Below are 24,759 nucleotides of genomic sequence, written 5' to 3'. Positions count from 1 at the left end.
TGCGCGCGCACATCGCCGACACCATGGCGTTCTATCATCCGCGCGCGATCGACCCGGCCGGCGGCTACTTCCACTACTTCCGCGACGACGGCAGCGTCTACGACGCCTCGCACCGGCACCTGGTCAGCAGTACCCGCTTCGTCTTCAACTACGCCATGGCCGCGCGCGAGTTCGACAGCGAGGACTATCGCGAAGCGGCGCGCCATGGCCTGCGCTATCTGCGCCAGGCCCATCGCGATCCGGTCGGCGGCGGCTATGCCTGGACCCTGCGCGACGGCGTCGCCGAAGACCGCACCAACCATGCCTACGGCGTCGCCTTCGTGATGCTGGCCTATGCCAGTGCGCTCAAGGGCGGCATCGCCGAGGCCGCACCGTGGCTGGAAGAAACCTGGCAGTTGCTGGAAACCTGGTTCTGGGACGAGGACGCCGGTCTCTACCGCGACGAAGCCGACGCCAACTGGCGCTTCTCCGACTACCGCGGTCAGAACGCCAACATGCATTTGTGCGAGGCCTTGATCGCGGCGTACGAAGCCAGCGGCGAATCGCGCTACTACTACCGCGCGCGCACCGTGGCCAGCCAGATGACCCGACGCCAGGCCGCGCTCGCCGGCGGGCTGGTGTGGGAGCACTACGACCGCGACTGGAACGTCGACTGGGACTATCACCGCGACGATCCCAAACACCTGTTCCGGCCCTGGGGTTTCCAGTCCGGGCACCAGACCGAATGGGCCAAGCTGCTGCTGATCCTGGACCAGCATGCGCAGGAGCGCGGCGCGCCGGTCGATTGGCTGCTGCCGACCGCGCAACACTTGTTCGACACCGCGATCGCGCATTCCTGGGACGAGCGCCATGGCGGCCTGTGCTACGGCTTCGATCCCGACGGCGCGGTCTGCGACGACGACAAGTATTTCTGGGTCCAGGCCGAGTCGCTGGCCGCGGCCGCTCGCCTGGCGCACCGCACCGGACAGGTGCGCTACTGGGACTGGTATCAGCGCCTGTGGGCCTACAGCTGGCGTCATTTCGTCGATCACGAACACGGCGCATGGTTCCGCATCCTCGATCGCGAGAACCGCAAGTACAGCGACGAGAAGAGTCCGGCCGGCAAGACCGACTACCACACCATGGGCGCCTGCTACGACGCGCTGGAACTGCTGCGCCCCCGCTGATCCCCGGAGACCGAAGATGCCGTTGCCGTTGCCGTCCCGCGCGCGCGCCTGCGCCCTGCTGCTTTGCGTATCGCTCGCCCTGCCTGCGACTGCCTGGTCCGGGACGCCGCTTGCGCAAGCGTCCCCTGCCCCCGCGTTCTCGGCGATCGCTGCCGCGGCCGCATCCCCCCTGACGGCGGCCGCGGCGTCGAAAGCCCCTACCGACATCGCCTACGAAGCCGCCGCCGCGCGCGACGCGGCGCGGGTCAAGGCCGAATTCCTGCACGCCTGGAACGGCTACAAGCGCTACGCCTGGGGCCACGACGCGCTCAAGCCGCTGAGCAAGGGCGCGCACGACTGGTACGGCGAATCGCTGCTGATGACGCCGGTGGACGCGCTCGACACCATGATCCTGATGGGCCTGGACCAGGAAGCCGACGAGGCGCGCGAACTGATCGCGACCCGGCTCTCGTTCGACCGCGACCTCGACGTCAAGCATTTCGAGATCGTGATCCGCCTGCTCGGCGGCCTGCTCTCGGGCTATCAGCTCAGCGGCGACGAACGCCTGCTCAAGCTCGCCACCGACCTGGGCGATCGCCTGCTGCCGGCCTTCGACTCGCCCACCGGCCTGCCCTATGTCTACATCAACCTGCGCAGCGGCAAGGCCCACGGCAACGAGAGCAATCCGGCCGAGGCCGGCACCCTGCTGATCGAATACGGCACCCTGAGCAAGCTCACCGGCAATCCGGTGTACTACGCCAAAGCCAAGCGCGCACTGGTGGAAACCTATAAGCGCCGCTCCAAGATCGGCCTGGTCGGCGAGCGCTTCGACGTGGTCAGCGGGCAGTGGACCAACACCCGCAGCCATATCGGCGCGCGCGTGGATTCCTATTACGAGTATCTGTGGAAGTGCTGGCAGCTGTTCGGCGACCAGGATTGCCTGGCGATGTGGAAGACCAGCGTCGCCGCCGCCGACCGCTACTACGGCGAAGAGGTGAACGGCGCGCTCTGGTACGGCCATGTCGACATGCACAGCGGCCAGCGCCTGGCCAGCCGTTACGGCGCGCTGGACGCGTTCTATCCCGGCCTGCTGGCGCTGTCGGGCAACATCGAACGCGCACGGCGCCTGCAGGAGTCTTCGTTCGCGATGTGGAACGCGCACGGCATCGAACCGGAGGCCTACGACTACCGCAAGCGCGAGGTGACCTCGGCCGGCTACCCGCTGCGGCCGGAGATCGTCGAGTCGACCTGGTACCTGTATCGCCTGACCGGCGATGCGCGCTACCGCAGCATGGGCCGTTCGCTGTTCGACGACTTCGTCCGCTACACCCGCACCGAGGCCGGCTACGCCTCGCTGAAGAACGTGGTCAGCAAGGAGCAGGCGGACGACATGGAGAGCTTCGTGCTCGCCGAGACCTTCAAGTACTTCTATCTGCTGTTCGCGCCGCCGGCGACGCTGGATCCGCAGGCAGTGGTGCTCAACACCGAGGCGCATCCGATCCGGGCGACCTGGAAGCGGGCCGACTGAGAGTCGAGTGCGCGAACCGGGACGGCGCGGCGCCGCTAGCGTCAGGCCAGTAGCGATGCCGGCAGCAGGAACACCACGACCACGGCGATCGCGACCAGCGCCGCGGCCACCAGCAACGAAATGCCGAAGGCGAGCCAGTTCGAATGCATCGCCGCGCCGCGCGCCTGGTGCGCACCGATCGCTACGCCCTGCAGCTTGCGCGCCAGCATCTGCACGACCAGCAACTGCGGCAGCACGAATGCCAGGCCCGGCACCGATTCCGGCAGCACCATGGCCAGCGCCAGCACCGCCGCGGTCGCGAAGAACGCCAGCACCAGTGCGTTGCGCGCCTTGATCGGCTCACCCAGCGAGCGGTAGTTGAGCGCCATCAGCAAACCGCCGGCAAAGGCGCTGCCCACGAAGGCCGCCAGGGTGATGCCGGCGACGCTGTACAGGCGCGCCCTCGGGTCGGCCTGGGCGACATCGTGCACGGCTACGCTGGGCGGTTGGTAGGGGTTGTCGTCCGACATTCGCGGCTTCCTGGTGCGCTGGATCGGACAATGCCGCGCCCGCCCCGACATCGCAAGCCGCCGGCGCGGGCGCAGGCCCCTGACAACACGCTGTCAGCAGCCTGGGCGTAAGCTGCGGTTCCTCCCCCAAAGGAATGCCCCCATGAATACCGAACAGATCGCGCAACGCCTGGTCGAGCTGTGCCGCCAGGGCGAGTACGAGCAGGCCCAGGTCGAGCTGTATGCCGACGACGCCGTCAGCATCGAGCCCGAAGGCCTGCCCCCGGAAGCGCTGGGCAACGTGCGCGGCATGGACGCGATCCGCGAGAAGGGCCGCAAGTTCAACGAAGGCATCGAAACCATGCACGGCAGCAGCGTCAGCGACCCAGTGGTCGCGGGCAATTGGTTCAGCCTGTCCATGCGCTTGGACGTGACCATGAAGGGCAGGGGCCGCATCGACATGTCCGAGATCTGCGTCTATCGCGTGCGCGACGGCAAGATCGTGCACGAGCAGTTCTTCTACGACGTGGGTTGAGCTGGCGCCCGGAGAATCGATCGCGGCTTACGCCGCTCCCACAGTAGGCGGCGACGCCCGGCCTTGGGGTAGGAGCGGCGTGAGCCGCGACCCAATGCCAGCTAGCACCGGAGCTTTCGTCGTCGCTGTATTGCGCGGTCGCGGCTCACGCCGCTCCTACCCTACGGCACGGCCTTTTTTGGGAGCAGCGTAAGCCGCGATGGCGCCACCACCGCGACGAATCCCCAAAGAAAAAGCCCCGCATCGGCGGGGCTTTTTCGTACCGCCGCAACGCCAGCTTCAGTCGATATCGAGGAAGCTGCGCAGCTGTTCCGAACGGCTGGGGTGACGCAGCTTGCGCAGCGCCTTGGCCTCGATCTGACGGATGCGCTCGCGGGTGACATCGAACTGCTTGCCGACTTCCTCAAGGGTGTGGTCGGTATTCATGTCGATGCCGAAACGCATGCGCAACACCTTGGCCTCCCTCGGGGTCAGGCCGGCGAGCACGTCGCGGACCGTCTCGGAGAGGTTGATGTTGGTGGTGGCTTCGACCGGGGACTCCACGTTGGTGTCCTCGATGAAGTCGCCCAGATGCGAATCCTCGTCGTCGCCGATCGGCGTCTCCATGGAGATCGGCTCCTTGGCGATCTTCATGACCTTGCGGATCTTGTCCTCGGGCATGTCCATCTCTTTCGCCAACTCTTCCGGCGTGGCCTCGCGGCCGTACTGCTGGAGCATCTGGCGCGAGATGCGGTTGAGCTTGTTGATCGTTTCGATCATGTGCACCGGGATACGGATGGTGCGGGCCTGATCGGCGATCGAACGGGTGATGGCCTGACGGATCCACCACGTGGCGTAGGTCGAGAACTTGAAGCCGCGACGGAATTCGAACTTGTCGACCGCCTTCATCAAACCGATGTTGCCTTCCTGGATCAGATCGAGGAACTGCAGACCGCGGTTGGTGTACTTCTTGGCGATGGAGATCACCAGGCGCAGGTTGGCCTCGACCATCTCCTTCTTGGCCTTGCGCGCCTTGGCTTCGCCGTAGGCCATCGCACGGCTGATTTCCTTGATGTCGGCCAGGGTCAGGAACGAAGCCTGCTCGATCGCGATCGTGGCTTCCTGCTCGGCGATCACCAGTTCCTTGACGTCGCGCAGGCCCGACGACCACTTCTGCTTGCGCTTGAGCAGCTCGTCCACCCATTCCAGATTGGTCTGGTTGCCTTCCCAGGCGCGGATGAAGTCCTTGCGCGGCATCTTGGCGACGCGCGTGGACAGGTCGAGGATCTTGCGCTCGTGGTCCTTGATCTTGCCGACCACCTCGCGCAGGTTGCGCACCAGCGAATCGGTCAGGGCCAGCGGCAGCTTCAGGGTGACGAACACCGCCGCCATGTCCTCGCGTGCCTTGAGCGCGGTCTTGTGGGTCGGACCGTTCTTGGCGTACGCCTTCTGGAACTTGGCGTAATCGGCGGCCATCGATTCCATGCGGCTGGCGACTTCGACCGGATCGGGACCGCTGACGGTCTCTTCGGCTTCTTCGTCGGCGGCGGTCTCGACTTCCTCTTCGTCGCCTTCCTCGACTTCGGCGGCCACGACCACCGGTGCCGGCGGCTCGGGCTCGTCGTCGAGGTGGTCGTTGAAGCCGACGATGATTTCGGCCAGGCGCTTCTTGCCGGCCTTGTGCAGCTCGTAGTCTTCCAGGATCGACTGGATCGTCGCCGGGAACGAAGCGAGCGAGGCCTGGACCTGGTTCAGGCCCTCCTCGATGCGCTTGGCGATGGCGATTTCGCCTTCGCGGGTCAGCAGCTCGACCGTACCCATCTCGCGCATGTACATGCGCACGGGGTCGGTGGTGCGGCCGCCTTCGCCGTCGAGCGCGGTCAGCGCCGCCGCGGCTTCTTCGGCGGCGGTGTCGTCGACTTCGCGGTTACCGGTGTTGCCGTCGGCAAGCAGCAGGGTCTCGGCATCGGGCGCAACTTCGTGCACCTCGATGCCCATACCGTTGATCATGCCGATGATGTCTTCGATCTGCTCGGCGTCGACCAGGTCGTCCGGCAGGTGATCGTTGACCTCGGCATAGGTCAGATAGCCCTGCTCCAAACCCTTGCTGATCAGGAGCTTGATATCGGACGGAGGGGGCTGTCGTTCGTTGGCCATGGGCTGCGCCACCCGCGCTTGTAGGTCTAGGGAACGTTCCAGTATAGCAGGCCGGGCCGGCTCGGGCCCGATCTAGGACCGGAGGAGGAAGGTGACCGGGCCGTCGTTGACCAGGCTGATCACCATATGGGCACCGAACCGCCCGGTTTCCACCCCCCCGGCGTGACGGTCCCGGCAGATGGCCGCCAGCCGGTTGAATATCGGTTCAGCCAGTTCCGGCGCGGCCGCGGTGCTGAAGCCCGGGCGCATGCCGCTGCGGGTGTCGGCGGCCAGGGTGAACTGGCTGACCAGGAGCAGGCCGCCGCCGGTGTCGCCCAGGCCCAGGTTCATGCGCCCGGCCGCGTCGGCGAAGACCCGGTAGCCGAGCAGGCGCTCGGCCATGCGCAGGATCTGGGCCTCGCCGTCGCCGGGTTCGACCCCGACCAGGGCCAGCAGGCCGGGCCCGATCGCCCCGACGGTCTCGCCGTCGACGGTCACGGCGGCCTGGGTCACGCGCTGGATCAGGCTGAGCACGGGGCGGGTCCTGCGGTTCGGCGACGGGCCGCACAGTGTCGCCCGGGCCGGCCGCATCCGGCCAGCCTGAACCGACCAGCCCGCTTCCGACGAGCTCGCACCGATCAGCCCGCACTGGCCAGCCCGCGCACCGGCCGATCCGCCCGCGCCGGCTAGACTGACGCGATGACCCGATTCGTCGCCCGTGTGCTGTACCTGCTCGCCTCCGCGCTCGCGCGCCTGCCCTGGTCCTGGCTGCTGCGCCTGGGCGACCTCGTCGCCGCGGCCTGGCGCTGGCGCGACGGCCGCGAGAGCCGGGTCGCCCGGATCAACCTGGAACTGGCCTACCCGGAGCTGCTGCCGGCCGAGCGCGCGCAGTGGCACCGCGCGATCCTGCGCACCACCGGCCGCCAGATCCTGGAGACCCTGCGCCTGTGGACCCGGCCGCACCAGGAAAACCTGGGCCTGCTGCGCGAGACCCACGGCACCGAGCTGTTCGACGCGGCCATCGCCGCCGGCCGCGGGGTGATCGTGGCCGCGCCGCATTACGGCAATTGGGAGCTGTTGAACCAGTGGCTGGCCTCGCGCACGCCGCTGGCGATCCTGTACCGGCCGCCGGAGTCGAAGATCGGCGAGGCGTTCCTGAACCTGGTCCGCGCCGACGCGCCCGACCGGGTCACCCAGATCCGCGCCGAGGGCCCGGCGGTGCGCCAGCTGTGGAAACTGCTCAACGCCGGCGGCGTGACCGGGATCCTGCCTGACCAGCAGCCCAAGGCCGGCGACGGCGAGTTCGCGCCGTTCTTCGGCGTACCGGCGCTGACCATGACCCTGCTCGGCCGCCTCGCCGGCCGCACCGGCGCGACCGTGCTGTTCGCCTACTGCGAGCGCATCGACACCCACACCGGCGCGCCCGGCTTCGCGCTGCGCATCGAACCGGCGCCGGCGCAGATCGGCGACGCCGACCTGGTGGTCGCCACCACCGCGCTCAATGCCGCGGTCGAACGCATCGCGCGCCGCGACCCGGCGCAATACCAGTGGACCTACAAACGCTATACGCTGCGACCGCCGGGTTCGGGCGAGGAAAACCCGTACTGGAATCGCTGAGCGGCCGCTGCGCTGCGCGACGCGACAAGCGAATTCCGGCGCCGCGCCGGACTCAACGACTCAAGGGGAAGCGGATGCGTGGTTGGATCCTGTGTTTGGCGCTGCTCGCCGCGCCGGCGATGGCGGACGAGCTGGAGGACATGAATGCGGTGAGCCAGGCCTGGGACCGTTTCGCCCAACTGAGCAGCGAAAGGGACCCCGACAGCGTCGCCCTGCTCAGCCAGGACAGCCTGCGCTACATGACCTTCCTGCGCGACGCGGCCTTGTACGCCTCGCCCGACCAGGTACGCCGGATTCCCATGACCGAGCGCGCACCGGTGTATGCGATGCGCGCGACCCTGGACGAAGCCAAGCTCGCCGCGCTCGACGGCGAGGGCGTCGCCCGCCACTGCACCAAGATCAACGTTTACGGCCTGGGCCCGCGCGACGAGGGCGAACGCCTGCCCACGATCACCCACGTGACGCTGATCCCCGGCGATCGCGCGATCGGCGAGCTCGGGCCGCCGAACGGCGAGCAGTACCAGTACGGCCCGGAGTTCAAGCGCGAAAACGGACAGTGGAAGGTTCGTTTCGAATCCATGGTCGTGGACAACACCATCCTTTTCGACCAGGAGCTGCGCAAGTCCGGCCTGAGCGAGAACGAGATGATGGAGCTCCTCCTGAACGACCTGGTGGGCGAACTCATGCCCGTGGTCACGCTGTCGGACCTGGACCGCCCGCTGCGCGACGACGCGGCTGCGCGCACGCGCCTCAACGAGATCTGGCCGGACTACCGGGACAGCTACCGCAGCCGCATGCTCGCCACCGAACGCAAGGCGGCCGATGGCGAAGATCTGGCGATGCTCGGCCTGGGCGCGCTGCTGTACAGCGGCGCGAAGCCCGAGTACGCCCCGCAGGACAAGCCGCGCGGCCTGAAGCTGCTCGAGCAGGCCAGCGACAAGGGCAATACTCAGGCCTCCCTGTTGGCGCTGCTGGCGCTGACCGAAACCTACCGGCCGGCCAAGGGCAAGGTCGCGCCGCCCGACGTCCTGAACCGCATGGCCGTGCATTCGCGCCGCGCCGCCGAGGGCGGCATCGCCGACGCCATGGTCAGCACGGCCACCTTCACGTTCAACGGTGTCGGCGGCCCGCGCGACTGCAAGCGCGCCGAGGAATGGGCCGCGCGCGCGGAAGACGCCGGCGCGAAGGCCGGCCGCAACGAGCGTGTGTGGTACCTGGCCACCTGCCCCATCCCCGACCAACGCGATCCCAAGCGCGCGCTGGAGCTGGCCGCGTACATGATCGAGCGCGCCGACACCATCGGCGCCGGCGAACTCGACACCGTGGCCGCCGCCTACGCCGCCAATGCGCGTTTCGCCGAAGCCGGCGACTATCAGCGACGCGCGATCGCCAAGCTCGGCGGCGACGACGTCGACAGCGCCCGCCGCATGAAGCAGCGCCTGAACGACTACAAGCGCGGCAAGGACTGGGTGCAGGACTACAACTACTTCGAGCTGCCAGGCGAATGAGCGAAACGCGATCCGACTCCGACCCGTCCGCCGCGCCCGCCACCGCCGTCGAGGGCGAACCCGCCTGGCAGTCGCTGCCGCTGCGCGCGCGCCCGCTGTTCGTGCTCGGTACCTCGATCTCGCTGGCGATACTGTTCGGCGTGGCCGGGGTGATCACCGCGACCCTGGGCCTGGGCATGGCCGCGGGCATCGCCGCCGGCGGCACCGGCGCGCTGCTGGGCATCGCCGCCGGGATATGGATAGGCACCAAGCAGTTCCGCTACACCTACTGGCGCCTGGACGATCACGGCCTGGCGGTGCGCCGCGGTCGCCTGTGGCAGCGCGAGACCCGGGTGCCGATCACGCGCGTGCAGCACCTGGACCTCAAGCACGGGCCCTGGCAGCGCCGGCGCAGGCTGGCGACCCTGGTCGTGCACACCGCCGGCACCCGCCACAGCTCGGTCCAGGTGCCGCACCTCGACGCCGAGGACGCGCAGCGCCTGCGCGACCGCCTGGGCCGGCAGATCGATCTCGATGACGATGTCTGATCCCGGCGCCGGCGACCCCACCCCGGGCGCCGCAGCCTCCGGACCGGCCGCGCCGACCGCGGCGGAAGCCGCCAGCGCCGAGCGCCGGCTGCACCCGATGTCGTGGCTGTTCGTGCTGCTGCAGCAGCTCAAGCAGTTCATCGTGCCGCTGATCGCGCTGCTGGTGTTCGGGCGCGGCGATCGCAACGAGCTGTGGTCGCTGCTCGTGGTCGGCGTGCTGGTGATGCTGGCGCTATGGCAGTACTTCACCTACCGCTACGGCGCCACCGGCGACAGCCTGGTGGTGCGCAGCGGCCTGCTCGAACGCAGCTTGCGGGTGATCCCGTTCGCGCGCATCCACAACGTCGCGCTGCGGCAGTCCGCATTGCACCGCGTGTTCGGCGTGGCCGAGGTGCGGCTGGAATCGGCCGGCGGGCACAAGCCCGAAGCCGAGATGCGCGTGCTCAAGCTGTCCGACGCTTTGGCCCTGGAAGCGCTGGTACGGCGTCGCGGCGCGAGCGAGGATGCCGCCGGCGCGGTCGATGAGCCGGCCGCCGCGCCGCTGCTGACGATGTCGCTGGGCGACGTGCTGCGCGTGGGCGTGGTCAACAACCGCGGCATGTTCGTGGTCGGCGCCGGCATCGCCGCGTTCATGCCCTACAGCCGCGACCTCATCCCCGGCGGCATCATGCCCAGCACGACCCGGCACCTGATCCTGTCGCTGTTCGGCTGGACCAGCGAGCACCACTTCGGCCCGCCGCAGTACCTGCTCGGCGCGCTGGTGCTGGCGGGGCTGTTCATCGGCCTGGTGCGGGTGCTGTCGATGCTGCTGGCCCTGCTGCAGTACTACGGCTTCAGCCTGACCGAGCACGGCCGTCGCCTCACCGTCGAACGCGGCCTGCTGGCGCGCTGGCGCACCAGCGCCTCGCGCCGGCGGATCCAGGCCTGGACGCTGCGCGAGGGCCTGATGCACCGGCTGCTGCGCCGGCGCAGTCTGGAGATCGAAACCGCGGTCGGCGACGACCAGCAGCAGGAGCGTGCGCTGCGCGAACTGGCGCCGGTCGCGACCGCCGCCGCGTGCGAGTCGCTGATCGAACATCTGCTGCCGAAGGCCGGCTGGGCTAGCCTGGACTGGCGCGCCTTGCCGTTGGCGAGCTGGTGGCGCTTGTTCCTGCCCGGCCTGCCCTGGCTGGCCGCAATCACCGGCCTGCTGTGCCTGCGCTTCGGCGCCTGGGGCCTGCTCGCCCTGCTGTGGCTGCCCTGGGCCGCGCTCAAGGCGCGCCAGCGCGCGCGCCGGCTCGGCTACGCCCTCAACACCGAGCTGATCGCGGTGCGCGAAGGCTGGTGGCAGCGTTACTGGCGCTTCGCCGAGATCGACAAGCTGCAGGCGCTGCAGCTCACCCGCAGTCCGATCGACCGCCGCTGCGGCACCGCGACGCTGTGGCTGGACACCGCCGGCGCCGCCGCACTGGCGCCGCCGCTGCGGATCCGTTTCCTGCCGGTCGCCGATGCCGAAGCGCTGTACCGCGGCCTGTCGGCGGCCCTGGCCCGGCGCAAGCTGAGCTGGTGAGGCGGCGTGGGATGCGGCGATGACCGCAGCGGCGCGTTGGTTCGATTTTTCGCGACGGTGCGGTTGCCACCGCACCCTACGGCCAAGGTCGGTGCTTACGCTTACGCCGCTCTCTGTGGGAGCGGCGTAAGCCGCGATCGCGAAGCCACAGAGACCGGCGCAAGGTCGTGCGCCCGCCTGCAGCGCGGCGGCCCATCGCGGCTTACGCCGCTCCCACAGAAAGCCAAAAAACCGAAGCCGCGGGACCGCGAGTGTGGCGACAGCCCCGCCGCGCCTCAGCCGCGGCCCCAGTAGCCCAGTTCGCGCCGGATCTGCAGCGCGCGCAGGCGCGCCGAGAACGGCTTGGCGCCGAGCCGGCCCAGGCGCCCTTCGATCAGGTCTTCCGTCGCTGCGATCACGCGCTCGGACGAGCGCCCGTCGCGATAGGGATGGATCGCGTCGGCGTAAGCGTCGAGCGAAGCCTGCAGCTCCGGGCTCGGGGTGAAGGCGTTTTCCAGCATCGCCGGCAGCTCGTGCGGCTCGTGGAAGTCGATCATGTGGGCCTTCGGCGCACGGTTGCGGAAAGTCACCACCGGCTTGCGCTGGACCACGAACTCCGAGACCACCGAGGTGGTGTCGGCGACCAGCACATCGGCCGCGCGCTGGGCCGCGATCAGCTGCTCGGTCTCGACGAAGTCGGCGTTGGGCCCGGCCAGCTTGCGGTAGCGCTCGAACAGCTCCGGCGGGCACTTGGGGTGCAGGGTCAGCAGCCAGTAGCGGTCGCCGCGGCGGACCTCGTCGGCGATCGCCTCGTACAGGTGCGGGGCGGCGCTCAGACGCTCGGTGAAGGTGGAAGCGAACAGCACCACCGGGCGCCGCCCGGCGCGCCGGCGCAGGCGCGCGGCGCTGCCGTCGTCGTCGCGGAACAGCGGGTCGAGCTTGGGCCAGCCGGTCTCGACCACGGCGAAATGCCCGGCCTGCGCGGCCAGCGAACGGAACGGCGCGGTGGTCGCCGGGCCCTGGGTGCAGTACAGGTCGAACAGCCCGCGCACCCGGAAATGGCCGCGCGCGTCCTCGCGTTTTTCGACGTTGAAGCCATGGAACAGCTGCACTTTGGCCCCGGTCACGAACGGCGGGACCCAGTTGGCGGCGCTGAACACCGCGCGCGGTTTCAGCGCCACGGCCTCGTGCAGGCCGATGCCGCGCACCGGCGCCGGCAGCTTGGCGCCGGCGGCGCCGTCGACGAACCAGGCATGCACCGCATGCCCCTGCGCTTGCAGCGCATCGGCCACCGGTTGCAGGATGGGCAGCGCATAACGCTCGCTTGCGAACAACAGGTAATCCGCCATCAACGCATCCCGGACTGAATCGAACGTGGCCGCCGCGGGCGCGCAGGCGCGCGCAGCGCAGGCATCTTGCCAGCTTTCGGCCTGCATCATCGCGTTCAACGAAGCCGACCGCATCGGCGACTGCCTGGCCTCGCTGGCGTTCTGCGACGAAGTGGTGGTGGTCGACTCGTTTTCGACCGACGCCACGGTCGAGATCGCGCGCGCGGTCGGCGCGCGCGTGCTGCAGCGGCCGTTCGACGGTTTCCGCAGCCAGAAGCAGTTCGCGATCGAGCAGGCCGCGCACGACTGGGTGCTGTGCCTGGACGCCGACGAGCGCGTCGACGAGCGCCTGCGCGAGGCGATCGAAGCCGAGCGCGCGGCCGGTTTCGCGGCCGCCGCCGGCTACCGCTTCGCGCGCCTGTCGGAGTATTTCGGCAAGTTCCTGCGCCACGGCAACGCCTATCCCGACCGCGTGCTGCGCCTGTTCGATCGCCGCCGCGGCGGCTGGCGCGGCCAGCGCGAGGTCCACGAGGCCGCCAGCGTCGACGGTGCGGTGCTCACCCTGCCCGGCGACCTGATCCACTACCCCTACCGCTCGCTGGAACAGCAGTTGGCCAAGACCCAGCGCTACGCACGGATGATGGCCGAGCACGACTACGCGCGCGGCAAGCGCGCGACCCTGGGCAAACTGGTGCTGGCGCCGGCCTGGCGCTTCTGGCGCGGCTACGTGTTGCGGCTGGGTTTCCTCGACGGCTGGCACGGGCTGGTCTATGCCTATGTGCGCGCGAACTACGTGCGCCAGAAAACCATCATGCTGTGGATGTTGCAGAACGGCCAACCCGTCACCACGTCCGAACCATGAACGCAGCCATCGTCCCGCGCGCGAGCGTGGTCGTCACCACCTACAACTGGCCCGAGGCGCTGCGCCTGGTCCTGGGCGCGCTCGCGCGCCAGCGCACGCTGCCGTACGAGGTCGTGGTCGCCGACGACGGCTCGCGCGACGACACCCGCGAACTGATCGAGCGCACCGCGCGCGACTACCCGGTGCCGCTGCGCCACAGCTGGCTGGAAGACCGCGGCTTCCGCGTCGCCCTGGCGCGCAACCGCGCGATCGCCGCCACGTCCGGCGACTACGTGCTGCTGCTGGACGGCGACATGGTCGCGCACCCGCAGTTCGTCGCCGACCACCTGCGCGCGGCGCAGCCGGGCAGCTTCGTCCAGGGCCAGCGCGTGCTCACCGACGAGGTCGGCCGCGACCGCCTGCTGTCGGGCGAGACCCAGGCCCTGGGCTTCTTCGACCGCGGCCTGACCCGGCGCCGCCACACCCTGCGCGTGCCGGCGCTGGCGGCGCTGTCGCTGCGCGGCACGCGCGGCCGGAGCACCGCCGCGATCAAGACCTGCAACCAGGGCTGGTGGCGCGAGGATCTGGTCGCGCTCAACGGTTTCGACGAGCGCTACGAGGGCTGGGGCCGCGAAGACAAGGACCTGGCCGTGCGCGCGTTCCACGCCGGCCTGGAACGGCGCTCGCTGCGCTTCGCCGGCCTGGCCACGCACCTGTACCACCGCGAACGCCACGACGACGGCGACAGCCCCAACGACGCGCTGCTGGCCGAGGCCAAGGCGAGCCAGCGCGTGCGCGCGCCGGTCGGCTTGGATCGGCATCTGGCCGAGTTCGCGCTGAACCCGCTGCCCGATTTGAGAGGCGCGCGCTGAGCCCGCAATGACGCTTCGCGGGCCTTGGGCGCCACGCCCCAGGCGAGCCACTGTCCCTGTGGGAGCGGCGTAAGCCGCGATGCCGCCGCCAGGCGGCGCTTCGCTCAGATCACGAAACGCGAATCGCGCGGGACGCCGCCTTACTTCCCATATTCGAAACTTGCGTCGTTGCCGCGGCGCATCGCGGCTTACGCCGCTCCCACAGGGCCAGGAACACGGGCCAGAAGCGCGGCGCTGGGGCGCGATTCGTTTCCTCTCGCCCCTACTTGGGGACGCAGGCTTGAATGGCCGCCCCCGGCACCAGGGTCCAGCCGCGCCGGTTGGCGCTGCCCATGTGCGTGCTCAGCCGGTCATCCACGCATTCGGCCAGGGCCACGTCCTGCACCAGCAGCCAGCGGGTATCGGGATGCTGCGCCTGCCACGCCAGGCCGCGGCGCATCTGTTCCTTGAAGTCGACCTTGAAGCCGAAGGTCGCGGCCGGGCGATCGGCCATCAGCAGGTTCTGTTCGCGCCAGGCGACCAGGCCCAGCTCAGCCTTGGGCCCGATTTCCTGGCCGACCTGGGCCATCAGGCCGCGCGCCGACGAGGAATCGTTGAGCAGCGGCGCCATCAGCAGGCCGAAGCCGACCCACAGGCCGGTCAGCAGCGAAGCCATCGACGCCAGCGGACGCCGCGGCCCGAACCACAGCAGGCTCGCCAGGCCCCAGCCGCCGACCGCCATCAGGCTGGCCGCCATCGCGCGCGCGCCCTCGGCGATGCCGCGCTCGGCGACCAGCTTGCGTTCGAAACCGGGTTCGCCGAACCACATCGCCGCACCCAGGCCGAGCAGGCCCAGCGCGAACAGCCAGGTGAAGCCGGCGGCGATGCGGCGCGGCCACAGTTTGCGCACGATGCCCGGCAGCAGCGGCGCCAGCGCCAGGCACACCATCGGCAGCGCCGGCAGGATGTACATGTCGCGCTTGCCGTTGGGCAGGGTGAAGAACACCAGCACCAGCAACCACCACGCCAGCGGCAGCAGGTAGCGCGGATCGCGCCGGCGCAGGCGCCGGCGCCAGGCCGGAATCGCCCACGGCAGTGCCAGCATGGTCGGCAACCACATCGTCAGCACGACCTGGACGAAGTACCACGGCGGCTGGCCGTGGTCCCAGGACGCGCTGTAACGCTTGGCGGTCTGGCGCAGCAGGATGTCGTCCATGTAGCCGCGGTATTCCGGCGAACCGTGGCCTGTCGCGGCGATCACCATCGGCACCAACCACACGCAGGCCGCGGCCACGAACGCCAGCGGCCCCAGCCAGAACTTCGGATCGCGCACCTGCACCCGCACCGGCCAGCCGCACAGCGAGGCGATGCCGGCCGGTATCAGCATCAGCAGCGCGATCGCGCCGACGCCCTTGGTGATGGTGCCCAGGCCGGCGGCGGCCCAGCCCAGGACCCACATCCGCCAGTCGCCGCGGCCGTCCCGGCGCCACTGCAGCAGGTGCCGCAGCAAGCCGTAGTTGGCCAGGGTGATCCAGAACACCACCAGCGGATCGATCTGCGCCTTCTTCGACTGCCAGGTGAACTGCAGCGCGAACAGCAGCGCCCAGCCCGCGTACAGCCCGACCTTGCGCGTCCACAGCCGGCGGCCCAGATCGACCACGCACCACAGCGTGCCCAGCGCGGCCAGCAGCGACGGCAGCAGGAACGCCACGCGCCAGTCGCGGAACACGGTGTAGGCGGCGGCCTGCAGCCACATGAACAACGGCGGCTTGTCCGAGTAGAGCTCGGTCCCGCGGTGCGGAAACAACCAGTCCCCGCTCTCGACCATCTGCCGCGCTACCAGCGCGAATCGCGGCTCGTCGGCGGGCCAGGGGTCGCGCATGCCCAAACCGGCGCCGAGCACCAGCAGGGCGATGATCCAGAACAGCCAAGTGTCGCGGGAGCGTGTCGAGTTCAGCATGCGCGGGATGATAGCCGCGATGCCCGGCCGGGATGTCGGAGAAGCGTTCAGCGGCCGCAGATGGCGAGGGCGCTGGAGGGGGCGCTTGTCGAATGAGTGATCCGCGGTCATGGTTGGCGCCCGAACGGCGCCGGCGAGACCTGCCGTACCGATAGGCCGCAGCCAGTGCCGCGCTTCAGACGAAGTCTGCACTAGTCTCGGAGGCTGCGGCTGCGTTGCCGTTGCCGTTGCCGTTGCCGTTGCCGTTGCCGTTGCCCCGGCATTGAAATCCATTGAGCCGCACTCGCCCAATCCCACCCAGACCCGAAGGGCGGCGCGCAGGACGCGCGCCGTTTTTCGAGGAACAGGATGTTCCTTCGAAAAATCCCCGCGTCACCTCCGATCTCGCACGGGAGGGTTGTCTAGGCAAGCCCTTCTCTTTGGTTACTTTCTCTTGGGCTAGCAAGAGAAAGTGACCCGCATGCGCAGCAGGCGGAAGCTGTTGCTTAAGAACGAAACCAGCAAAGCAGCCGGAATTCGCGATCGCGGCTCACGCCGCTTCCACAGAAAGCGGAAGCGAAGCCGATCCGAATCGAAGCCAGCGCGGTAGCCGAAGGTCGCGGTCGCGGCTCACGCCGCTCCTACCCCAAGGCGGGTGGCAAGAGAAAGTGACCCGCAGGCGCGGCGGGCGGAAGCCTTTGACTTAAGTAACGAAACCAACGCAGCAAACGGAGTTCGCGATCACGGCTTACGCCGCTCCCACAGAAAGCAGAAGGCGGAGCCGTAGCGGAACCTATGCCGGCGGACGGAGTTCGCGGTCGCGGCTCACGCCGCTCCTACCCCAAGGCAGGTGACACGCGGCGCAGGCGCGAATAGAAGAAACCGTCGTAGCCCAACTCACCCGGCAAACGCTGCCGCCCGACCTCGCGATCACGGCCATAACTCTCGCCCAAAGCCTCGACCCGCGCATCCGGCGTACGCGCCAGAAACGCGCGCACCTGATCCTCGTTCTCTTCCCTCAGGATCGAGCAGGTCGCGTACACCAGCACGCCCCCCGCAGCCACGGTCCGCCACAGCGCATCGAGCAGCCGCGCCTGCAGCGCCACCACCACCGCGATGTCGGATTCGCGCCGGTGCATCAGCACGTCGGGCTGACGGCGGACGATGCCGGTGGCCGAACACGGCGCGTCCAGCAGCACCGCGTCGAACGGCGTGCCGTCCCACCAGGCGGCGAGGTCGGACGCGTCGGCCGCGAGCAGCCACGCCTGCGCGCCCAGGCGCAGGCGCGCCAGGCCGCTGCGCACCGTGTCCAGGCGCGCGGCATCGACGTCGAGCGCGGTCAGCCGCAGGCTGGGATCGCGTTCGAGCAGATGCGCGGTCTTGCCGCCGGGCGCGGCGCAGGCGTCGAGCACGCGCGCGCCGGACGGCGGCGACAGCGCATCGGCGACCAACTGCGCGGCGCCGTCCTGCACCGAGACCGCACCGTCGGCGAAGCCCGGCAGGGCCGCGATCGCGATCGGCTCGTCCAGGCGCAGCGCATCGGGCAGGGCTTCGTCGACCGAGGCCGCGATACCGGCTTCGGCCAGACGCGCGCGATAGGCCTCGCGCCCGCCCTGGCCGCGATTGACGCGCAGCCACAGCGGCGGCGCGGTGGCGCTGGCTTCGAGGATCGCGAGCTCGTCCGCGGGCCAGTCGCGCCGCACGCGGGCGCGCAGCCAGGCCGGCCAATGCGCATGCGCCTCGATCGTTGGAAAACCGTCGCGCTGGGCGCGGCGCAGCAGCGCGTTGACCATGCCGGCCTGATGGCTGCGGCCGATCGTGCGCGCGGCGTCGACCGTCGCCGCGACTGCCGCATGCGCGGGCAAGGCCAGGTCCAGCTGAGCGAAACCGACGTACAGCAGCGCGCGCAGGTCGCTGTCGCGCTTGCCCAGCGGGCGCGGCATCCAGTCCTTGAGCGCGGCTTCGTAGCGCGCGGGGCGACGCAGCACGGCGAAGCAGATCGCCTCGACCAGCGCGCGGTCGCGCGGATCTTTCAGGGTCGGCAGCGCGGTGGCGAGTTCGGGCTTGAGCGAGCGGCCGCGGTGCAGCACCGCGTCGAGCACGCGCGCGGCGACGGCGCGGCTTTCGGCGCCGCTGGACGCGTTCACGCGCCGACCGCCAGGTCGCGGCGGCCGTTGAGGTAGTCGGCGGCGGTGATGGCCTTGCCGCCGTCGCGCTGCAGCACGCGGATGCGCAGCGCGCCTTCGCCGCAGGCGATGTCGATGCCTTCGCGCCCGGCCTGCAGCAGGGTGCCGGGCGCCGCGCCGTGGGCCAGCGGCAGCGCGATCGCGCCGTGCAGGCGCACGCGTTCGCCGGCGACCACGGCCTCGGCCATCGGCCAGGGGTTGAAGGCGCGCACCTTGGCCGCGAGCGCGACCGCGGGCTGGTTCCAATCCAGCCGCGCCTCGGCCTTGTCGAGCTTGTGCGCGTAGGTCACGCCTTCCTCGGGCTGGACCCAGGGCTGCGGGCGCAGTTCGGCGCGCAGCAGGCCCAGGCCGTCGCTGAGCACGCTCGCGCCGATCTCGGCCAGGCGGTCGTGCAACTGGCCGCCGGTTTCGGTCTCGCCGATCTCGGTGGTCTGGGCCAGCAGCACCGGGCCGGTGTCCAGGCCCTTTTCCATCTGCATCAGGCAGACGCCGGTTTCGCGGTCGCCGGCTTCGATCGCGCGCTGGATCGGCGCGGCGCCGCGCCAGCGCGGCAGCAGCGAGGCATGCACGTTCCAGCAGCCATGGGTCGGGATATCGAGCACCGACTGCGGCAGGATCAGGCCGTATGCGACCACGATCATCAGGTCCGGCTGCAGCGCGCGCAGCGCCTGGCGCGAGATCGCCGCCTTGAAGTTTTCCGGCTGCAGCACCGGGATGCCGCGCAGCAGCGCCTCGCGCTTGACCGGCGACGGGGTGAGTTCGCGGCCGCGGCCGGCCGGGCGGTCGGGCTGGGTGTAGACGGCGACGACTTCGTTGTGCCGCGCGGCGGCGCGCAGGCTGGGCACGGCGAAATCGGGCGTACCGGCGAAGACGATCCTCAGGGACATGCGAAAAACTCCGGAAGCGGGGGAGCGGAAGCGCTCGGATCGGGGCCGGACGGCGGCGCGCGTCCGGGGACCAGCATGCCGCCTGCGACGGCGGCCGTGTGCGCTGCGTGCGGCGGATACGGGGAGCATGGGCCGACGCGGCGCGAAGGCCGCCGCATCGTGCGGGCATCGCAGCGGTCGGTACCTAGGCGAGCGGTACCGGAGCGATGCGGGTGGGCGCGCGGTCGCGGCGACGCCGGCCGCGCCCGCGACCTCAGGCCGCGTCGCCGGCGAGCTTGCGCTGCTTGGCCAGCTTCTTGCGCACCATCTCGCGCTTGAGCGGCGAGAGGTAGTCGACGAACAGCTTGCCGTCCAGGTGGTCCATTTCGTGCTGGATGCAGACCGCGAGCAGGCCGTCGATCTGCAGTTCGAACGGCTGGCCGTCGCGGCCGACCGCACGCACCGTGATCTCGTTGGCGCGGGTCACGTCGGCGAAAATGCCGGGGACCGACAGGCAGCCTTCCTGGTAGACCTGTTCGCCGGCCTTGACCAGGATTTCCGGGTTGATGAACACCAACGGCCGGTCGTGCTCCTCGGACACGTCTATCACCATGAAGCGCTGGTGGACATCGACCTGGCTCGCCGCCAGACCGATGCCCGGGGCCTCGTACATGGTTTCGAACATGTCGTCGAGCAGCTTCTGGAACGCAGGCTCGGTGACTCGGGCAGGGTCGACCGGCACGGCTTTGGTGCGCAGCCGGGGGTCGGGAAATTCGAGGATCGGCAACAGAGACATGGCGTCGAAAAAAATGGGGGCGTCGGTCACATACACAAGCAAGAAGAGGATTGTAACCCCGTTTTGGGCCTCGAAAGCTTGCAAGCACGGGGTTCTTCTGGGCTATAGTTCCGAGGCCCGCAAAGGGCAAACCTGCAAGGGGAATCAGGTAGATGGCCGCCATGTTTAAACCATTCCGCGCGGTTGCAACCGCCGCGTTGCTGACGATCGCCACCTACGCCCTCGCGGCGGAGATGCAAGGCGGTCACCCCGACACCTATGTGGTCAAGCGGGGCGACACCCTGTGGGACATCGCCGGGCGTTTCCTTAAGCGCCCGTGGCTGTGGCCGGAAATCTGGCAGGCCAACCCGCAGATCAAGAATCCGCACCTGATCTACCCGGGCGACGTGATCTCGCTGGCCTACCTCGACCGCCTGGGCGTCCAGCCCGGTCCGCGCGAGGAAGCCCCGATCACCGGCATCCCGCTGAGCCAGGTCGAGCCGTTCCTGAAGAATCTGCGCGTGGTCGACAGCTTCGAGCAGCTGCCCTACGTGGTCAGCCTGGAAGAGGACCGCCTGCGCGGCTCTCAGGGCCAGGTCGCCTACATCAAGGGCCTGAGCGGCGCCGAGGCCGGTCAGCGCTACGCCGTGGTCCGCCCGACCCAGCGCTACAGCCGCCTGACGAGCGACAAGTGCTGCGACGTCAACCACCGCACCACCGACCTGCGTAGCCACGATCTGGACTTCAACGGCCGCATCCCGCCTGGGTTCCAGGCCATGTGGAGCGATTCCACCCTGCCCCAGGGCCGCGGCGATCTGCTCGGCTACGAGCTGATGCAGCTGACCACGGGCACCCTGAGCCGCGGCGAAGTCGGCGGGGTCGGCGCCAGCACGCTGGTGATCGACGACGCCGGTCGCGAAGTCCGGGTCGGCGACCGCCTGATCCCGGTCGAAGCCCAGCCCTACGACCTGCAGTTCTTCCCGCATCCGCCGAAGCAGGAATTCCAGTACGGTCACGCCCGCGTCCTGGCCGTGGCCGACCAGCTGACCAGCGGCGGCGCGCGCGACGTGGTCGCCCTGTCGGTGGGCCGTCTGGACGGCATCGACAACGGCACCGTGCTCTCGACCTGGCGGGTCGGCCGTAACGTCGTCGACCGGGTCAAGGTCGGCGCCGAGCGCAGCGAAGACACCGTCGGCCATGCCAACAAGGTCCGCGTGCCCGACGAATACGCCGGTCACGTGATGATCTTCCGCACCTTCGACAAGGTCAGCTACGGCCTGGTGATGGAAGGCGTGCGTCCGACCCGGGTCGGCTACGAGCTCAAGCATCCGGACGCCCCGTACTGATCGGGGCGCCTCGCAGACCGGGGTGTTTTCCTACGCAACGAAGCGACGGCGCCCTAGGGCGCCGTCGTCGTTTCCGGGGCAGGCTGACCGCATGCCCGAGATCGCCGACCACTACGCCCTGATCGCCCTGATCGCCGCCGACGGCGCCAGGGCCCCGCGCCGGGCCCTGCTGGAACGCCACGGCAATGCCGCCGCCGCGCTTGCGGCCGGGCCCGCGGCCTGGCGCGAGGCCAAACTGGGCGAAGCCCAGGCGGTGGCGCTGCGGACGCCGGATGGGGCCGAACTGGAACGCACCCAGGCCTGGCTGGCCGCGCCCGGGCACCATCTGATCGGCTGGCACGACCCCGACTACCCGCCGCTGCTGCGGCGCAGCCCGAACCCGCCGCTGGCCCTGTTCGTGGCCGGCGACCCGAACCGGCTGTGGCACCCGGCGGTGGCCGTGGTCGGCAGCCGCGCGCCCACGCCCGGCGGGCGCGACAACGCCGCCGATTTCGCCCGCGCCCTGGCCGCTTCCGGCCTGGCCGTGACCAGCGGGCTCGCCGCCGGCATCGACACCGCCGCCCACCAGGCCGCGCTGGCGGGCGGCGGCGCGACCGTGGCGGTGCTCGGCACCGGACCGGACGTGCCCTATCCGCGCGCCAACGCCGCCCTGCACGCGCGCATCGCCGAGACCGGCGCGGTGGTCAGCGAGCACCTGCCCGGCACCGGCGCGCGGCCGGCGCACTTCCCCTCGCGCAACCGCATCATCGCCGGCCTGAGTCTGGGCACGGTGGTGATCGAGGCGGCCGAACGCTCCGGCGCCCTGATCACCGCGCGCCTGGCCGCGGAGGCCGGCCGCGAGGTGTTCGCCCTGCCCGGCTCGATCCATAACCCGCTCGCCCGCGGCTGCCACCGCCTGATCCGCGACGGCGCCGCCCTGGTCGAACGCCCGGACGAGCTGATCGCGGCCCTGGCGCCGCTGGCGCAGGAACTCGCGGCCGCCTTGCGCCTGCGCCTGAACGCCCCCATACAGTGCGGCCACACGCCCGTCACGAGGCCCGTTCAGGATGAACGCCTCGACGACCGCAACTACCAGTCCTTGTGGCACGCGCTCGGCCATGACCCCACCGGTATGGATCACCTGGTCGAGCGGACCGGATTGACGCCTGCCGTACTGTCCTCCATGCTGCTGATCATGGAGCTTGAGGGTCGCGTAGCGGCGCAACACGGCCGTTACTTCCGCAACCGCTGAGCCACTCCCGCGCAGGGGCTCAGCGGTCGTCAGCCACTCCAGACCCACCGCGCCGCATGCGGCGCAGGCCGAGGGAAATGAAAGAGAGCATTCTGGACGTCCTGCTGTACCTGTTCGAGCATTACTTCACCGACGATGCGGACCTCGTCCGCGACCGCGATTCGCTCCGCAGCGGCCCCCTGTTCGACGAACTGGGCCAGGCCGGTTTCAGCCCCGCCGAAATCAACAAAGCCTTCGAGTGGCTCGATGCGCTGGCCCTGCAGCGGCCCGACGCCAGCCCGCCGCGCGCGAACGGCCCGACCCGCGTCTACTTCGGCCCCGAGCTGGACAAGCTCGATGTCGAATGCCGCGGTTTCCTGATGTTCCTGGAGCAGCACGGCATCCTCGATGCCGGCCAGCGCGAGCTGGTGCTGGACCGCGCCATGGCGCTGGACCAGGACGAGCTCGATCTCGACGACCTCAAATGGGTCGTGCTGATGGTGCTGTTCAACCAGCCGGGGTCCGAAGCGGCCTACGCCTGGATGGAAACCCAGATGTTCGAGGACGAGCCCGAACCGGTACATTAAGGGCGCACGAACTAGCGCGCGGCGCCCGGGGAGGCGCCCCGCCGGCGTCCGCCCGCGCGACGCCTCATCAAGGACGACTCCAGGGGGAGCGAAATGGCGGATTGGTACTACCACGATGCGGCACAGGGCCGCGTCGGACCTTTGAGCGCGGAAGACCTGCAGGCGCGCTATCGCGATCGCCGCATCCAGCGCGACACCTTGGTGTGGCGCGAAGGCCTGCGCGAATGGCAGCCGCTGGACCGCGTGTCCGAAGAACTCGGCCTGGACGGCATCCAGCAGGACACTGCCAAGCCGCCGCCGCTGCCGCCGGGCGCGCCGATCGGCATCAACCCCACGACCGCCTACGCCGGCGCCGGCCTGCGCACCGACGTGCGCCGGCCCGAGCCCAAGCGCGGCATGTCCGGCTGCCTGATCGCGGTGATCGTGCTGGCGGTGCTGGCCCTGCCGGTGCTCGGCATCCTGGCCGCGATCGCGCTGCCGGCGTATCAGGACTACACCCTGCGCGCCAAGGCCATGCAGAGCATCAACGAGGTCAACCCGATCAAGACCGCCGTGGCCGAGCACATGCTCAGCAGCGGCGGCGACTGCCCCAGCAACGGCGACGACGGCTTCGGCGCGCCCGAGGACTACGCCACCAGGACCACCGCGCAGATCAAGATCGGCACCATGCAAGGCGGCCATTGCGCGATCGAGCTGGAGCTGCGCGGGATCGGCGAGCGCGTCGACGGCAAGACGATCTGGTTCGAGGCGGTACCGCAGAGCGGCGGCGGCGTGCAGTGGGATTGCAGCGGCGGCGACCTGCCGGCGATCTACCGTCCCAGCGCCTGCCGTCCCGGCACTTCCATCAGCAACGGCTGAACCGACATGACCGATTGGTACTACAGCGACAGCGACCGCAACCGTCACGGCCCGGTACGCGCCGAAGACCTGGCGCAGCTGCACGAGCACGGCCAACTCGCGCCCGAGACCCTGGTCTGGCGCGAGGGCATGCCGAGCTGGCGCCCCTGGCGCGAGATGATCGGCGAAGTCGTGCCCGGCGCCGGCCGGCCGGCCGTGGCCGCGGCGACCTTCGCCACCGCCTCGGCGGACGCCGCGCCGGAAGCCGCCGCCAACCCCTACGCCGTCGCCGAACCGGTCTCGCCCTACGCCCCGCCGCGCTCGACGCTGGCGCAGGACGAAGAGTTCGTGCAGGGCGGCGAGGTCGTCTACGCCGGGTTCTGGAAACGCGTCGCCGCCAGCACGATCGACGGCTTCGTGATCGGCATCGCCGGCGCGGTCGTCCAGATGATCCTGATGGTGGTGTTCTTCGGCATCGGCGCCGGCATGAGCGGCGACCCGTCGAGCATGTTCGAAAGCGGCGGCGCGATCGCCCTGCTGGCCCTGGTCTATCTGATTCCGCTGGGCATGCAGGCGGTGTACTTCGGCATGTTCCACTCGTCGGCCAAGCAGGCCACGCTGGGCAAGATGGCGATCGGGATCAAGGTCACCGACGACGACGGCCGCCGCATCTCGCTGGCGCGCGGCATCGGCCGCTTCTTCGCCTACATCGTGGCGACCCTGCCGCTGGGCATCGGCGTGCTGATGGTCGCCTTCACCGACCGCAAGCGCGGCCTGCACGACATGATGGCCAGCACCCTGGTGGTCGACCGCTGGGCCTACACCAGTCACCCGGAGCGCCAGCGCCCCGAGCTGGGCACGGTCGCGACCGTAATTTTGGTGATTTTCGGCGTCCTGGCGGCGCTGTATCTGGTGTTCGCTTTGTTCATGCTGGCCGCCGTCGGCCTGAGCGCCGGCCGCTGAACCTGAACGGCCGAAGCTGAATGGGAGGCTGGTCCTAAC

General features: G+C 69.8%; 22 protein-coding genes. 14 read left to right on the top strand and 8 right to left on the bottom strand.

The genetic code is table 11. The annotated features are described in order from the left end of the window. The first annotated feature begins 23 nt into the window (after positions 1–23). Both ASE10_RS09555 and ASE10_RS09550 read left to right on the top strand, forming a co-directional pair. Positions 24–1,166, top strand: coding sequence for an AGE family epimerase/isomerase (locus ASE10_RS09555; RefSeq protein WP_235565894.1), 1,143 nt, complete (start codon positions 24–26; stop codon positions 1,164–1,166). A gap of 16 nt (positions 1,167–1,182) precedes the next feature. After that, entirely contained in the window at positions 1,183–2,673 is a 1,491-nt protein-coding gene (locus ASE10_RS09550) for a glycoside hydrolase family 47 protein (protein WP_082559870.1), read from the top strand. A gap of 41 nt (positions 2,674–2,714) precedes the next feature. On the opposite strand, the gene ASE10_RS09545 is transcribed toward ASE10_RS09550, so the two are convergent. Further along, on the bottom strand, positions 2,715–3,182 hold the full coding sequence (locus ASE10_RS09545) for a hypothetical protein (RefSeq protein WP_055907922.1): 468 nt from the start codon (positions 3,180–3,182) through the stop codon (positions 2,715–2,717). A gap of 142 nt (positions 3,183–3,324) precedes the next feature. Here ASE10_RS09545 and ASE10_RS09540 point away from each other — a divergent pair, with 142 nt between their 5' ends. After that, complete coding sequence (locus ASE10_RS09540) at positions 3,325–3,696, top strand: nuclear transport factor 2 family protein (RefSeq protein ID WP_055907919.1); 372 nt, start codon at positions 3,325–3,327, stop codon at positions 3,694–3,696. 279 nt (positions 3,697–3,975) lie between these two features. On the opposite strand, the gene rpoD is transcribed toward ASE10_RS09540, so the two are convergent. Then, the gene (gene rpoD, locus ASE10_RS09535; RefSeq protein WP_055907916.1) at positions 3,976–5,832 is read right to left on the bottom strand and encodes an RNA polymerase sigma factor RpoD; all 1,857 of its coding nucleotides are present in this window, start codon (positions 5,830–5,832) and stop codon (positions 3,976–3,978) included. Between the two features lie 72 nt (positions 5,833–5,904). Beyond that, on the bottom strand, positions 5,905–6,345 hold the full coding sequence (gene dtd, locus ASE10_RS09530) for a D-aminoacyl-tRNA deacylase (RefSeq protein WP_055907913.1): 441 nt from the start codon (positions 6,343–6,345) through the stop codon (positions 5,905–5,907). A 165-nt stretch (positions 6,346–6,510) separates the two neighbouring features. Between dtd and ASE10_RS09525 the strand changes: the two genes are divergently transcribed. From ASE10_RS09525 to ASE10_RS09510, 4 genes are all read left to right on the top strand, one after another. Then, complete coding sequence (locus tag ASE10_RS09525) at positions 6,511–7,428, top strand: lauroyl acyltransferase (protein WP_056097814.1); 918 nt, start codon at positions 6,511–6,513, stop codon at positions 7,426–7,428. Positions 7,429–7,502: 74 nt separating this feature from the next. Continuing rightward, complete coding sequence (locus ASE10_RS09520; RefSeq protein WP_056306771.1) at positions 7,503–8,936, top strand: sel1 repeat family protein; 1,434 nt, start codon at positions 7,503–7,505, stop codon at positions 8,934–8,936. Next, the gene (locus ASE10_RS09515; protein ID WP_055907904.1) at positions 8,933–9,463 is read left to right on the top strand and encodes a PH domain-containing protein; all 531 of its coding nucleotides are present in this window, start codon (positions 8,933–8,935) and stop codon (positions 9,461–9,463) included. The genes ASE10_RS09520 and ASE10_RS09515 overlap by 4 nt, the downstream gene beginning before the upstream one ends. 97 nt (positions 9,464–9,560) lie before the next feature. Further along, positions 9,561–11,012: a PH domain-containing protein gene (locus ASE10_RS09510; RefSeq protein ID WP_055908519.1), complete on the top strand. Its 1,452-nt coding sequence runs from the start codon at positions 9,561–9,563 to the stop codon at positions 11,010–11,012. Between the two features lie 275 nt (positions 11,013–11,287). On the opposite strand, the gene ASE10_RS09505 is transcribed toward ASE10_RS09510, so the two are convergent. Continuing rightward, complete coding sequence (locus ASE10_RS09505) at positions 11,288–12,343, bottom strand: CDP-glycerol glycerophosphotransferase family protein (RefSeq protein ID WP_200945880.1); 1,056 nt, start codon at positions 12,341–12,343, stop codon at positions 11,288–11,290. Positions 12,344–12,365: 22 nt separating this feature from the next. Here ASE10_RS09505 and ASE10_RS09500 point away from each other — a divergent pair, with 22 nt between their 5' ends. Both ASE10_RS09500 and ASE10_RS09495 read left to right on the top strand, forming a co-directional pair. After that, positions 12,366–13,181 carry a glycosyltransferase family 2 protein gene (locus tag ASE10_RS09500; protein ID WP_055907897.1) on the top strand — a complete coding sequence of 272 codons (816 nt, stop codon included), beginning with the start codon at positions 12,366–12,368 and terminating at the stop codon, positions 13,179–13,181. Then, positions 13,178–14,032 (top strand): glycosyltransferase family 2 protein, encoded by an 855-nt coding sequence (locus tag ASE10_RS09495; RefSeq protein WP_055907893.1) that lies wholly within the window; start codon positions 13,178–13,180, stop codon positions 14,030–14,032. Before ASE10_RS09500 ends, ASE10_RS09495 begins: the two co-directional genes overlap by 4 nt. A 262-nt stretch (positions 14,033–14,294) precedes the next feature. Here ASE10_RS09495 and ASE10_RS09490 read toward each other — a convergent pair whose 3' ends face one another. The 4 genes from ASE10_RS09490 to def all read right to left on the bottom strand — a co-directional run bounded on the left by ASE10_RS09490 (position 14,295) and on the right by def (position 19,798). Continuing rightward, on the bottom strand, positions 14,295–15,971 hold the full coding sequence (locus ASE10_RS09490) for a glycosyltransferase family 39 protein (protein ID WP_055907891.1): 1,677 nt from the start codon (positions 15,969–15,971) through the stop codon (positions 14,295–14,297). A gap of 815 nt (positions 15,972–16,786) precedes the next feature. Then, a complete protein-coding gene (gene rsmB, locus ASE10_RS09485; protein ID WP_055907888.1) occupies positions 16,787–18,097 on the bottom strand; it encodes a 16S rRNA (cytosine(967)-C(5))-methyltransferase RsmB in 1,311 nt (436 codons plus the stop codon). After that, a complete protein-coding gene (fmt, locus tag ASE10_RS09480; protein ID WP_056305250.1) occupies positions 18,094–19,017 on the bottom strand; it encodes a methionyl-tRNA formyltransferase in 924 nt (307 codons plus the stop codon). The genes rsmB and fmt overlap by 4 nt, the downstream gene beginning before the upstream one ends. 259 nt (positions 19,018–19,276) lie before the next feature. Then, positions 19,277–19,798 (bottom strand): peptide deformylase, encoded by a 522-nt coding sequence (def, locus tag ASE10_RS09475; RefSeq protein ID WP_055908516.1) that lies wholly within the window; start codon positions 19,796–19,798, stop codon positions 19,277–19,279. A 161-nt stretch (positions 19,799–19,959) separates the two neighbouring features. Between def and ASE10_RS09470 the strand changes: the two genes are divergently transcribed. The 5 genes from ASE10_RS09470 (at position 19,960) to ASE10_RS09450 (ending at position 24,720) form a co-directional block, all read left to right on the top strand. Continuing rightward, positions 19,960–21,123: a LysM domain-containing protein gene (locus ASE10_RS09470; RefSeq protein ID WP_055908513.1), complete on the top strand. Its 1,164-nt coding sequence runs from the start codon at positions 19,960–19,962 to the stop codon at positions 21,121–21,123. 91 nt (positions 21,124–21,214) lie between these two features. Further along, positions 21,215–22,354 carry a DNA-processing protein DprA gene (gene dprA / locus ASE10_RS09465; protein WP_055907880.1) on the top strand — a complete coding sequence of 380 codons (1,140 nt, stop codon included), beginning with the start codon at positions 21,215–21,217 and terminating at the stop codon, positions 22,352–22,354. A gap of 77 nt (positions 22,355–22,431) precedes the next feature. Continuing rightward, positions 22,432–22,920 (top strand): DUF494 family protein, encoded by a 489-nt coding sequence (locus ASE10_RS09460; RefSeq protein WP_055907876.1) that lies wholly within the window; start codon positions 22,432–22,434, stop codon positions 22,918–22,920. A gap of 93 nt (positions 22,921–23,013) precedes the next feature. After that, on the top strand, positions 23,014–23,778 hold the full coding sequence (locus ASE10_RS09455; RefSeq protein WP_055907873.1) for a GYF domain-containing protein: 765 nt from the start codon (positions 23,014–23,016) through the stop codon (positions 23,776–23,778). A gap of 6 nt (positions 23,779–23,784) precedes the next feature. Then, the gene (locus ASE10_RS09450) at positions 23,785–24,720 is read left to right on the top strand and encodes an RDD family protein (protein WP_055907871.1); all 936 of its coding nucleotides are present in this window, start codon (positions 23,785–23,787) and stop codon (positions 24,718–24,720) included. The last annotated feature ends 39 nt before the right edge of the window (positions 24,721–24,759 follow it).

This window comes from Lysobacter sp. Root76 (assembly GCF_001428685.1).
Classification (GTDB): Bacteria; Pseudomonadota; Gammaproteobacteria; order Xanthomonadales; family Xanthomonadaceae; genus Lysobacter.
The sequence above is the reverse complement of the archived record's forward strand: the minus strand, read 5'-3'. Positions and strand labels throughout refer to the sequence as shown.